At 47.8% G+C, this 11350-nt stretch carries 10 protein-coding genes; 4 read left to right on the top strand and 6 right to left on the bottom strand.

Features of this window, described 5'->3' with window-relative positions; all coding sequences use genetic code 11:
• Positions 1 to 50: 50 nt before the first annotated feature.
• From ahcY to QJS83_RS13320, 3 genes are all read right to left on the bottom strand, one after another.
• The gene (gene ahcY, locus QJS83_RS13330; RefSeq protein ID WP_284605430.1) at positions 51 to 1454 is read right to left on the bottom strand and encodes an adenosylhomocysteinase; all 1404 of its coding nucleotides are present in this window, start codon (positions 1452 to 1454) and stop codon (positions 51 to 53) included.
• Positions 1455 to 1549: 95 nt separating this feature from the next.
• Positions 1550 to 2314, bottom strand: coding sequence for a type I methionyl aminopeptidase (gene map, locus QJS83_RS13325; RefSeq protein ID WP_284605429.1), 765 nt, complete (start codon positions 2312 to 2314; stop codon positions 1550 to 1552).
• Between the two features lie 142 nt (positions 2315 to 2456).
• The gene (locus tag QJS83_RS13320) at positions 2457 to 2852 is read right to left on the bottom strand and encodes an SWIB/MDM2 domain-containing protein (protein WP_284605428.1); all 396 of its coding nucleotides are present in this window, start codon (positions 2850 to 2852) and stop codon (positions 2457 to 2459) included.
• 237 nt (positions 2853 to 3089) lie between these two features.
• On the opposite strand from QJS83_RS13320, the gene QJS83_RS13315 reads away from it, so the two are divergent.
• The 3 genes from QJS83_RS13315 (at position 3090) to QJS83_RS13305 (ending at position 8268) form a co-directional block, all read left to right on the top strand.
• A complete protein-coding gene (locus QJS83_RS13315; protein WP_284605426.1) occupies positions 3090 to 3497 on the top strand; it encodes a J domain-containing protein in 408 nt (135 codons plus the stop codon).
• Positions 3498 to 3588: 91 nt separating this feature from the next.
• The gene (locus QJS83_RS13310; protein WP_284605425.1) at positions 3589 to 4863 is read left to right on the top strand and encodes a sensor histidine kinase; all 1275 of its coding nucleotides are present in this window, start codon (positions 3589 to 3591) and stop codon (positions 4861 to 4863) included.
• 90 nt (positions 4864 to 4953) lie between these two features.
• Complete coding sequence (locus tag QJS83_RS13305; protein ID WP_284605424.1) at positions 4954 to 8268, top strand: beta strand repeat-containing protein; 3315 nt, start codon at positions 4954 to 4956, stop codon at positions 8266 to 8268.
• Between the two features lie 57 nt (positions 8269 to 8325).
• On the opposite strand, the gene ettA is transcribed toward QJS83_RS13305, so the two are convergent.
• On the bottom strand, positions 8326 to 9996 hold the full coding sequence (gene ettA / locus QJS83_RS13300) for an energy-dependent translational throttle protein EttA (RefSeq protein WP_284605422.1): 1671 nt from the start codon (positions 9994 to 9996) through the stop codon (positions 8326 to 8328).
• Between the two features lie 133 nt (positions 9997 to 10129).
• Here ettA and QJS83_RS13295 point away from each other — a divergent pair, with 133 nt between their 5' ends.
• Positions 10130 to 10378 carry a hypothetical protein gene (locus QJS83_RS13295; RefSeq protein ID WP_284605421.1) on the top strand — a complete coding sequence of 83 codons (249 nt, stop codon included), beginning with the start codon at positions 10130 to 10132 and terminating at the stop codon, positions 10376 to 10378.
• Positions 10379 to 10408: 30 nt separating this feature from the next.
• On the opposite strand, the gene QJS83_RS13290 is transcribed toward QJS83_RS13295, so the two are convergent.
• Positions 10409 to 10735 (bottom strand): BolA family protein, encoded by a 327-nt coding sequence (locus QJS83_RS13290; RefSeq protein WP_284605420.1) that lies wholly within the window; start codon positions 10733 to 10735, stop codon positions 10409 to 10411.
• The gene (locus QJS83_RS13285; protein ID WP_284605418.1) at positions 10735 to 11346 is read right to left on the bottom strand and encodes a hypothetical protein; all 612 of its coding nucleotides are present in this window, start codon (positions 11344 to 11346) and stop codon (positions 10735 to 10737) included. Before QJS83_RS13285 ends, QJS83_RS13290 begins: the two co-directional genes overlap by 1 nt.
• Positions 11347 to 11350: the final 4 nt, after the last annotated feature.

Genomic DNA, 11350 nt, shown 5'->3' with positions numbered 1-11350 from the left:
CCGAGAGTTTAGCAGACAGCACTCCTAAAACCGCTCCGCAGAACGGGTGATTAGTAACGATAGTGCTCCGGCTTGAACGGCCCTTGCGGACTCATGTGCAAGTACTTCGCCTGCTTTCCAGTAAGCTTCGTCAACTTCACTCCGAGTTTATCAAGGTGAAGAGCCGCCACTTTTTCATCAAGGTGTTTCGGCAAGCGATACACAGCGATGTTTTCGTACTTATCACGGTTGTTGAAAAGTTCCATTTGCGCCAAAACTTGGTTCGTGAATGAGTTGCTCATAACGAAGCTTGGGTGGCCCGTAGCACAGCCCAAATTCACCAAACGGCCTTTTGCAAGAACGATGATTTGTTTTCCGTTTTTCAAAGTGTGGATATCCACTTGTGGTTTTACTTCACGGATTTTTGAGTTCTTATTCAACCACGCCATGTCGATTTCGATGTCGAAGTGACCGATGTTACATACGATGGCGTTGTTCTTCATCATGTTGAAGTGTTTGTCAGTGATGATATCGCAACAGCCCGTTGCCGTTACGAAGATGTCAGCGACTTTCGCTGCTTCATCCATCGTCGTCACTTCGAAACCTTCCATTGCTGCTTGCAATGCACAGATAGGATCGATCTCAGTGATAAGAACGCGCGCGCCCAAACCACGCATAGAGTGAGCAGAACCTTTACCTACGTCGCCGTAACCAGCTACAACCACGATTTTACCCGCAACCATCACATCCGTTGCACGCTTGATACCGTCGGCTAGAGATTCGCGGCAGCCATACAAGTTGTCGAATTTAGACTTCGTTACAGAGTCATTGATGTTGATCGCAGGAACTTTCAATTTGCCTGCTTTCAAAAGAACTTCAAGATTGTGAACGCCTGTTGTTGTCTCTTCAGAGATACCGATGATTTTCTTCATCTCTTTTGCGAAACGCGGCTCGTGCATCATGTTCGTTAGATCACCACCGTCGTCCAAGATCATGTTGAAGCCTTCTTTGCCCCAGCCCACGATTGTTTGTTCGATACACCAGTTGAACTCTTGCTCTGTCAAACCTTTCCAAGCAAATACCGGGATGCCCGCTGCTGCGATCGCAACAGCTGCATGGTCTTGCGTAGAGAAGATGTTGCAAGAAGACCAACGAATTTCCGCACCAAGCTCAACAAGCGTTTCGATAAGAACCGCTGTTTGGATTGTCATGTGAAGGCAACCAGAGATGCGTGCGCCTTTCAAAGGCTTTTGTTTGCCGAACTCTTTACGAAGAGCCATCAAACCAGGCATTTCAGTTTCAGCAATCTTGATTTCTTCACGACCCCATTTCGCCAATTTAGCGAAAACTTCTGGGTTCTCCATAGCTTCTTTGCAGACTGCATAGTCTACAACAGGAGTTTTTGCTGCCGTCTTAGAAGCGGCTTTTGCATTTTTCTTCATAAGGGACTTTCCATTCGTTGTCGTTAGAGACATTAGTTAATCCTTTGGTTTGTAATAAAGTCTAAAAATCTAATTAAGTACTGCTTCAGTTCCGGGCCTAGCGGCCCTGCACTCTGCTCGCGTGGCGGTTACGATAAAGTCAAAATTTCGTAACCAGTATCTGTTACAAGCACGGTATGTTCAAACTGTGCGGATAATAGACCATCCGCAGTATGGTAGTACTTGATGCTGGAGCCGGGAATGGCGAATTCCACGACTTCGTCGGTGCCTTGGTTGACCATCGGTTCGACCGTAATGCAGTGGAAGGGAACCAAGCGCTCGCCTTTGCCTTTTTTACCGAACGCGGGAACAAAAGGCTCGTCATGGAAAGTGCGGCCGACACCGTGCCCGCCGATTTCGCGCACAACAGAGTAACCTTTGCGAGTCACAAGTTTATTGGTCTCAAAACCAATATCCCCTGTCCAACCGCCAGGAGCAATAGCTTCGATACCGCGATCGCGAGCCATGCGCGCTGTTTCGACAAGGTCTTTAGCTTCCTCAGAAACGTTCCCGATCATGTACATTCGCGAAGTATCCCCGAAAAAGCCGTCAATCCAAGCTGTCACGTCGACGTTGATAATGTCGCCATCTTTCAAAATTGTTTTGTCGTCGGGAACTCCGTGACAAACAACTTCATTCACCGAAGTGCAGGTGTATTTCGGGTAACCGTGATAACCCAAACAAGCGGATTTCGCTCCTTTGGATGCCATAAAATCATAACAAAGCTGATCAATCTCGTTCGTCGTCATACCCACCTTGATGTACTTCTCAAGGTAAGTGAGAGTGTCAGCAGCGATACGGCACGCGACGGTCATTTTCTTAATTTCTTCAAGTGAAAGAGGCTTAATTCCCATAGAGGGGATTTATAACACAGAGGCTGGTCCTTGGATAGGACAGATATAGGGAGATCGTGGACCAAGATCCCTTTAAAAAAGAAAAAGCCCAAGGTTTCCCCTGGGCTTTTGAATCTAGTTCAGCTTAAGGCTGATTCTAAGACTACTTAAGGTGCTTAGAAACAAGCTTAGTCATATCGAACATAGAAACAGTCGTTTTACCGCCGAAAACTTCTTTAAGTTTTGCATCAGCGTTGATGTTTCTTCTGTTCTTAGTGTCTTGAAGATTGTTCTTCTTGATGTAAGCCCAAAGTTTTTTAACAACTTCAGTACGTGGCATTGGAGAAGCGCCTACAACTGCTGCCAAAGCTGCAGATGGAGTCAACGCTTTCATGAATGCTGCGTTTGGTTTACGAGCAGATTTTGCTTTTGGAGCAGCTTTTTTCGCAGCTTTTTTAGGAGCAGCGGCTTTCTTTGGAGCTGCTTTTTTAGCAGCTTTTTTTGGAGCAGCTTTCTTAGCTGCAGCTTTTTTCGTAGTAGCTTTCTTAGCTTTTGCCATTCTAAATTCCTCCGTTAGGTTTTTAGTCTCGTTTATACGAATGGACTTAGTGTGTATCTAAGTCCAGGTGTTTGTCCAAAAAAAAATGAGGGGTTCATGCATTTTTTTGCATTTTTCCCTCTAGAAATCGGCTTTTCCCCTGGGAAACAGCCCTTTTTCCCTCGGCAGAAGGACCGTTTTCCCTCGGAAAACCCCTTCTGGACTGCGGTTTCCGCCATGCAAACCGATAGGAAAAGCATGAGTTTTCAAGCAAGCTTCAAACAAATTCTTCGAGAGAAAATGGGTCAAAACACCGCTTCTTCCCTCGGAAATGAAGCTTCTCACCTCAACTCCGACCCGGCCCATCTAGCTTATTTGCTTGGACAAATCGGTCGCGTGGAGTTGCAAACACCTCGTGGACATTATCCCGCCCCTAAAGTTCGTCCACAAAGAAAACCGCACAGTTTCTCCCCCAGCCAACGCCAGGCTTACGAGTTCATGAAGTCATGGATTCACGATCTGTCGGAAGGGTTCACGGCGACCGAGCTTAAGAAAGCGTTCCGCCAAGCTGCGCTGATTCTGCACCCCGACCACGGCGGAAACGCACAAGATTTCGTAAATCTCAAACATCAGTATGAAGTTCTTCAATCGGTTGTTTCAATCTAAGACAGTAAACAAAATTACATTAGTGAAATATCTTTGTGTCTTTTAGTATAGAACCGATAGGTATTTAGAAGTTCTAGCGAAAGACCGTTGAATGCACGACTTAGAATTTACATCAGAGGATGCCTACAAAAAAAGACTGACTTATTTCAAAGTCATCTACTTCATTGGTATCGCCGTCTGCCTCGTCTATGTCATCAAGTACAATTTCGAATACAAAGTTTACGACTACAATCCTGTGATCATCCCGGGCTGGTTAGCATTCGCCATACTCCCGCCCCTGGTTTTACGTTTATCAAAAAGCTATCTTTATGCCGCCGCCACTTTGGGGGCTGTTGCGATCTTTATGCTCACCTACCTTCTTTGGACGTCTGGAGGCGGCGACGCCCCCGGTGTCTTCTGGCTCGCCGCCATTCCGTTGGTGCTGGGTATTTTAATAGGCCTGAAGGGAGCTGTTACCGGTTACGTCATCGTTGGCGCTATCATTCTTTTCTTTTGGTACTTGAAAGCCAACAGCCTGGGGCCGAATGTTATCGGCGAATATGGCAATTATGGCCGGGAGAAACTTTTTAATCTTGTGACCTTTCTGATCTTCTCTTGTTTTACGACGCATCAATATATCATGGGCGAAGAACGCTTCATGAAACGCCTGATGGAGAAGAACCTCGATATCGAAAACCTCCTGCGTGTCTTGATTCACGATATCGCCAACACTTTGTCTTCGATGACCTACAATCTTGTGAAAGCCAAGGAAGACCGGGAAAACGTCAGCAGTCTTGAATTTGAAAAAATCGAGAAGGCCGTAGACGATATCAACAACCTGCTTGCCCAAGTGCGCCATTTAAAAGCCGTCAAAGACGGTAAAGCGGCTTTGCCGTTAAAACCGATTTCTCTAACTTTGGTTCTTCATGAGGTCTATGAAAGCACTCTGGGCCTGGCTCAGCAAAAAGGGATCAAACTATCTTTGGATATTTCCCGCGACCGAATGCTGATCAACGGCGAAAAAACGATCTTAAGCAACGTCGTCCTGGTCAATCTCGTGAACAATGCCATTAAATTCTCGCACCCTGGTGATCGCATTGACCTTCGCGCCTATACAATAGACAGCGAGGTCGTCATTGAGATTCAAGATTATGGCATCGGGATTCCTACAGCTATCCTGGGGCAGATTTTCAATATCAACGCACAAACCACACGTGTAGGCACACAAGGTGAAAAAGGCACAGGATACGGAATGCCTTTGGTCCGAGAGTACCTACAAATGATGAACGGAACGATTGAGATCACATCGCATGAAACTGCGACGTCCGGCAAACCTCGTGGAACACGGGTGGTGTTAAAATTGCCAATGGCGCAACCTTTGGCCTAATTTCACCAGCGATCCTCACATATTCTCAAATCGACATGATTTTCCTGTAAAGAACTGAATAATAAGATTGTTTCTGCCGATATAATCCTTATGAAAAAACGGAACGTCATCGGCATATTCATTTTAATACTCATAAATTCTTCTTTGGCTTTTGCCGCTCCGGGATCGCTCACTTATCAAGGGCGAATAAAAAATGCGCAAGGCGATGCTCTTGAAGTCAATGGCGTTCAATTCGAATTTACGATCATGAATCCGACAGGAAGCTGTGCGCTTTATCGTGAAACTTCAAGTGCTGTGGATATGCGTAACTCTGGCGGCGTCTTTGACGTGCCGATCGGTACGGGTACGAAAAATTATCCAGCGGCTGCGGGTTTTAAACTCTTAGACAGCTTTGACAACGCGACGACATTTAACTGTGAAGGCGGTGGCGTCTATACTCCCCTCACCGACGATAAACGCGTGTTGCGCGTGCAATTTTACGATGGCACCGGCTGGAAGCTCATTACACCCGACAGTGAGATTCGCTCTGTCCCATTTGCTGGACATGCGAAGGTGGCGCAGACTGCGCAAAAACTGGGAACGTATGCTGCTGCGGATTTCGTGGCAAAAGCAGACCTTCCTTTTTGTGGTGCCGGAGAGTACCTGCGCCATATCGCCCCAGCAGGGACTTTTGAATGTACGGCCCCTTCCGTTTCAGGAAGCAATGTTACAGGAAATATTGCAGGAAGTGCCGCGGGTTTTACGGGCAATCTGAGTGGCGATGTTTCCGGTGCGCAAACCGCCACAAGCGTTGATAAAATCAAAGGTGTTGCTGTCGATATGACGGGCATCGCCAGCGGAAAAGTTCTAAAGTACAACGGCACCCAATGGGCTCCGGCGGATGATCAAGGAACCACGGGTGCTTTAACGGGATTAAGCGGAGATGTGTCGTCGAGTGGAAGTCCTACTGCCACCGTGACTTTAAACGACAACACTGTTTCCACAAACAAGATCGTCGATGGAGCGGTCACATCCTCTAAAATTGATGACGGCACCATCGTTAATGCCGATATCGCAGCGGGCGCCGCGATTGCTGACAGCAAACTCGCAACGATCTCAACGGCAGGCAAAGTTTCCGGTGATGCGGTCACTTCGGGAACTATCGGCGGCTCAACAGCGATTAATACCAGCGGCCTTATTCAAACTTCCAACGGCGTGCGCGTTTATCAAGGCAGTAACTATGTCGAGCTGAAAGCTCCAACAACGCTTGCGACGGATTTGACGTTGCGTTTTCCTGACTCTGCAGGAAGCAACGGTCAAGTGCTTACAACGAATGGTGCAGGTGTACTTTCTTGGTCGACACCTTCTTCCGGCAGCGTCACTTCCGTGACCGCAACGGCTCCCGTCGTCAGCTCTGGAGGAGCCACCCCCGTCATTTCTTTGGCGGATTCAGTCACGGCAGGAAGTTACGCGAAAGTCACTGTCAGCGCCAAAGGCCTTGTCACCGCAGGGGGAACGCTGGCGAATACGGACATTCCGAATCTGAGTGGCGATGTCACATCCATAGCAGGAACGAACAGCACAACCGTTGAAAAAATTCGCGGCGTGAATGTTTCAACGACAACACCACAAACAGGTCACACTTTTGTTCATAACGGCACGGACTGGGTGCCGCAGTTTTTCGGCTTTGGCCAACTGCGCTCGACAGTGACGGGAACGGCGCAAATGCCGGCCTCTTGTGCGACCGCAGACAAAACTTTGACTTGGAGTGCGATTACAGACACGTTCGCATGTACGACGATCGCCATTGCAAACACCCAAGTAACAGGACTTGGAACCGCAGCGACTAAAAATTTTGGAACAGCCGCCGGGAATCTTGTTGAGTTGGACGGCACTGGAAAAATTCCTTCCTCTCTTCTCCCCTCTTCGGGAACAAATATCGTCGATGGCGGTAACACGACTGGCGCGACAATCACGATCGGCACTAACGACGCGCAAAAATTTGCGTTTAAAACAAACAACGCGACGGCAGTCACAATCGGAAACACTGGATTCGTCGGTATTGGTACGACCTCCCCCGGGGCGAAACTGGATGTTTCGGGCGGAGCCATTCGTTCTATGGGCGTTGGCGGAAAACTGCATGTCAAAGGTGAAGCGTTTTCTGCAAATGGTGGAACAACGGATGCTGTCGCTATCTTTGAAAAAGAAGCCATCGGCGGCGTGGGTCTTAATTTATATACTACAAACGGAAACAGAGCTTCTATTTACTTTGGGGATACCGGAACGATCACCCATGGCGCGATTAAGTACAACGTCAACTCGTCGACTTTTTCTAACCAGCGAATGGATTTTGTCGTCAACAATGCCGAGCGTATGGTCATTAACGGCAGCGGCAACGTGGGTATCGGTACTCTGACTCCGGGCACAGGGATAAAGTTGGATGTAAATGGTATCGCGCGCTCCACGGCGTCCATTGTTGCGGGTGGAACTCCGACCCTTGAGGTGCGGGACACTGACAACACCAACGCTGAAGTCGCTCGAACCAACTACATCAGTTTTACGGATTCCGTGGGAACGCAATCCGGTTATATCGGTGACGGACTCGGCACCGCTAACGGATTGACGTTAACGACCACTCAGCCTGAACCAGTTTCTATTGCAACGAACAGTGTGGAGCGCATGGTTGTTGATTCTTCGGGGAACGTCGTGATTGGCGCGGCAAGCACTACCAAACGCTTTGAAGTACAAAAAGCCTTTAATGGTTTGACGAATGTGACAGCCGCTTTCATCGGTGGTACGGACAACTTGTTTGGGAATACCGGGATTTACGTTTTGCAAAAAGACAATACTGGCTTTGCTTCTGCAAACACGAAACTTGTGAATGTCGTTATTAATGACGTTTCAAAACTTACCGTCACCGGCGAAGGAAATGTGGGTGTTGATGTCACGACGCCAACGTCGAAACTCCATGTCAACGGCGGGATCAAACAACCTAACTTTGGCCAACTCGTATCGATATGGGATGGTACAACTCGCACGACAAATATGCCGGCCTTTCTCACAGCTTCTTATATGGATACACATCAAGACGAAACTTTCACGTGGAGAGCCGCAGGTCCTCGCTTTAAAGACACAGTCGGTTGCGGTGCAGGTCCCAGCGCCAACAATTTTTTTGACGGTTACGATACGACTTGGAATGGAACTTACCGAATGACGATCGGAAAATTGAGTGCCACCGTCTATATTGTCGATGTCGAGTGGAAAGGCTGGGGAACTAACCTAAGAGATCCGGCGGGTGCTGTTGTTACAACGAACACCAACCTCGGAAGCGTCTACGCTACGGTCGCCTTTGACACCAGTACGGGCGTCTGGTCCGTGCAACACATGCAAGGCCTCGTCGGCAACGTCGCCTTCACTTGCCACTAAAATAAAAAGAGCGGGTCGCCCCGCTCTTTTTCTATCGGAAAAAGGTACCTTTTTTCTTTAAACCATTTTGAAGCGTACGCGTTTGGGTCCTGCGTTTTCGCCAAAACGTTTCTTGCGGTCTTCTTCGTATTCGGAGAAGTTGCCTGGGAAGAATTCGATTTTAGAATCACCCTCAAACGCCATGATATGCGTGCACACACGGTCCAAGAACCAACGATCATGCGAAATCACGACCGCAGATCCACCGAACTCGAGAAGCGCTTCTTCAAGGGCACGCATTGTGTTCACGTCCAAATCATTCGTCGGCTCATCGAGAAGCAATAAGTTCGCACCTTGCTTCAAGATCTTCGCCATGTTCACGCGGTTTCTCTCCCCACCCGACAACTGACCGACTTTTTTCTGTTGATCCGTACCGGAGAAGTTAAACCAAGAAACGTACTGACGCGCATTGATCTCACGCGATCCCAATTGGATCACGTCAGCGCCGCCCGAAAGCTCTTCAAAGATTGTTTTGTTCGGATCCAACGTTTCGCGCGTTTGATCCACATAAGCGATCTTCACTGTTTCACCGACTTTGAAAGAACCGCTGTCTGGTTGCTCTTTACCCGTGATCATACGGAAGAGCGTCGATTTACCGACACCGTTCGGCCCGATAACGCCGACAATCGCACCACGCGGGATTGTGAAGCTCACGTCGTCCAAAAGAACCTTGTGATCGTAAGCTTTTGTGATGCCTTTGGCTTCAACAACGATATCCCCCAAACGAGGTCCCGGTGGGATGTAGATGGACATCTCTTGGATTTTCTCTGGAGACGCCTCTTTAATCAGATTTTCGTAGTTAGAAATACGCGCTTTGGACTTCGCCTGACGAGCTTTAGCACCCTGACGAATCCACTCCAACTCACGCTCCAAAGTTTTTGCTTTGCGGGCTTGGTCTTTGGCTTCATTTGCCATACGCTTGTCTTTTTGTTCCAGCCAAGATGAGTAGTTTCCTTTCCAAGGAATACCTTCACCGCGATCCAACTCCAGGATCCAGCCGGCCACGTTGTCCAAGAAGTAACGGTCATGCGTCACCGCGATAACAGTTCCCGGGAATTTTGAAAGATATTGTTCCAACCATGCCACGGATTCAGCATCCAGATGATTCGTCGGCTCGTCCAGAAGTAAAATATCCGGCTCTGACATGATCAATCTTGCCAAAGCAACACGACGTCTTTCACCACCGGAAAGATTTGTCACAGGCAAATCACCATCTGGACAACGAAGAGCGTCCATCACGATTTCAATCTTTTGATCAACGTCCCAAGCTCCCAACGCTTCCAATTTTTCTTGGATCGCGCCCTGCTTTTCGATGAGCTTGTTCATTTCATCCGGATCCAAGTCAGGATCGCTGAATTTATCGTTGATGGCATTGTACTCTTTCATGAGTTTGGGAAGCTCCCCCATACCGGCAAAGATATTTTCTTTCACCGTCAGAGTTTCATCCAATTGCGGTTCTTGCTCGAAGTAACCGACTTTCATTGTTTTCGATGGGAAAGCTTCACCGAGGAAGTCTTTATCCACACCTGCCATAATTCTAAGCAAAGTCGACTTGCCAGAACCGTTCAGACCAAGAACGCCGATCTTAGCTCCGTAGAAGTAAGAAAGATAAATATCCTTCAACACGTATCTTTGTGGAGGATATACTTTACTTACGCCCTTCATTGTGTAGATAATCTCTTGAGACATGATGTCACACTCCTGAAAAACAGTATCTTTACCAGGCTAAAAATACTTGTCAAATGGAGTTCCATTTATCACACTATCGCCCCTGCGCATGAAGCGCTTTCGGTAGAAAAAATAAGCAGAATTTTAGATACGAATGAGTGACGGCATCATAGAGAGACAACAGAACAATTCCCAGGATTCTTCGGCAACGACCGAAAAGAAAGAATCTTCGCGGAAATCTTTGTTTGGGAACTTGAATCAAGATCTCAAGCAGGCTCTTGACAGTTGGGACGTCCTCAGCGAGCAAATGTCCAACAAGCTCTCTCCTGACGAAGAACAGCTCCTTGAAGTCAAACGCCTCTTAGGCGAACTCAAATCAAAATTAAACGAATTCGGTGAATAGACGAGGAAAAAGGTCCCAGGTACCTTTTTCCTACTTTTTGTCGTGCTTTGAACCACCCAGACACTCTGGAGATTCAAAAGCCATTTTGGCGCGTTGCTGATCCCATTCCTGCGGGGTCAAAGCACGCTGGGTGAGCGCATGGAGCCCAGAACGAAGCTCCGTTGCTAAAAGCTCGTTCACGAGGCGCTGACGATCAATACGACTCTTTCCCTCAAACTGCGGGGAAACCACCAAAACTTTGAAATGAGTTTCGCTGTTTGCGGGAACGGAATGCATGTGGCTCTCGTTTTCGACCTCCAAATGGAGCGGAGCAAGGGCCTGAGTCAAAATTTCGCGGATACGAGCTTCACGGGACATTAATGTTTCTTTTCAATCTTCGATTTAACGTAATCAAGGCCCATCTTCGCCATTACGAAAACGCCTTTTTCCTCGAGCTTCTTTTCCACATCTTTGGCCGTACGTAAAGCTTTTGCTGCGGCGATTTGCGCCAAAGGATTTCCGACAGGAAGTCCCTCGAACTGACCGTCTTTTTTCCACTCTTCAGCTACGGAATCAGCCAGCTCCATCACTTTCGGAGCTTTTTGACGGATCAATTCACTGCCGTAAAACTCTAGATGAGTTTTCTCCTCGTGTTTCTCCGCTTCCGTTTCAAAAGAATTATCATCTTCCGCCATATTCGATTCCGCCATGTTGGCTTCCGCATGGAAGTCATGAATCGGAGCTTCGTCTATTTTAACACCTTCGTTTTGCGCTTCCGTGTTGATCGCATCCGTTTCTTCCATAATATCGGCAGCTTCTAGAATCGTGCCTTCAGCGTCTGTGATAATTTCGTCGGCCTCGCGAGGTTCCTCATGGTGAGGACGGCGTTTATTCGCTGAGTGTTTGGCATGATGCTTTTCATGCTTTTTATGATGATCACCTTTGTGACCGTGTTTCTTTTTTCCGTCGTAATTTTTAATTTCTGGCATAGGC

This window comes from Bdellovibrio sp. 22V, from assembly GCF_030169785.1.
Classification (GTDB): Bacteria; Bdellovibrionota; Bdellovibrionia; order Bdellovibrionales; family Bdellovibrionaceae; genus Bdellovibrio.
This window is presented reverse-complemented; position numbering and strand designations above follow the sequence as displayed.

Coding starts and splice junctions, on each gene's coding strand:
- ahcY (WP_284605430.1), bottom strand. CDS start 1,454: ATGTCTCTAACGACAACGAATGGAAAGTCCCTTATGAAGAAAAATGCA.
- map (WP_284605429.1), bottom strand. CDS start 2,314: ATGGGAATTAAGCCTCTTTCACTTGAAGAAATTAAGAAAATGACCGTC.
- QJS83_RS13320 (WP_284605428.1), bottom strand. CDS start 2,852: ATGGCAAAAGCTAAGAAAGCTACTACGAAAAAAGCTGCAGCTAAGAAA.
- QJS83_RS13315 (WP_284605426.1), top strand. CDS start 3,090: ATGAGTTTTCAAGCAAGCTTCAAACAAATTCTTCGAGAGAAAATGGGT.
- QJS83_RS13310 (WP_284605425.1), top strand. CDS start 3,589: ATGCACGACTTAGAATTTACATCAGAGGATGCCTACAAAAAAAGACTG.
- QJS83_RS13305 (WP_284605424.1), top strand. CDS start 4,954: ATGAAAAAACGGAACGTCATCGGCATATTCATTTTAATACTCATAAAT.
- ettA (WP_284605422.1), bottom strand. CDS start 9,996: ATGTCTCAAGAGATTATCTACACAATGAAGGGCGTAAGTAAAGTATAT.
- QJS83_RS13295 (WP_284605421.1), top strand. CDS start 10,130: ATGAGTGACGGCATCATAGAGAGACAACAGAACAATTCCCAGGATTCT.
- QJS83_RS13290 (WP_284605420.1), bottom strand. CDS start 10,735: ATGTCCCGTGAAGCTCGTATCCGCGAAATTTTGACTCAGGCCCTTGCT.
- QJS83_RS13285 (WP_284605418.1), bottom strand. CDS start 11,346: ATGCCAGAAATTAAAAATTACGACGGAAAAAAGAAACACGGTCACAAA.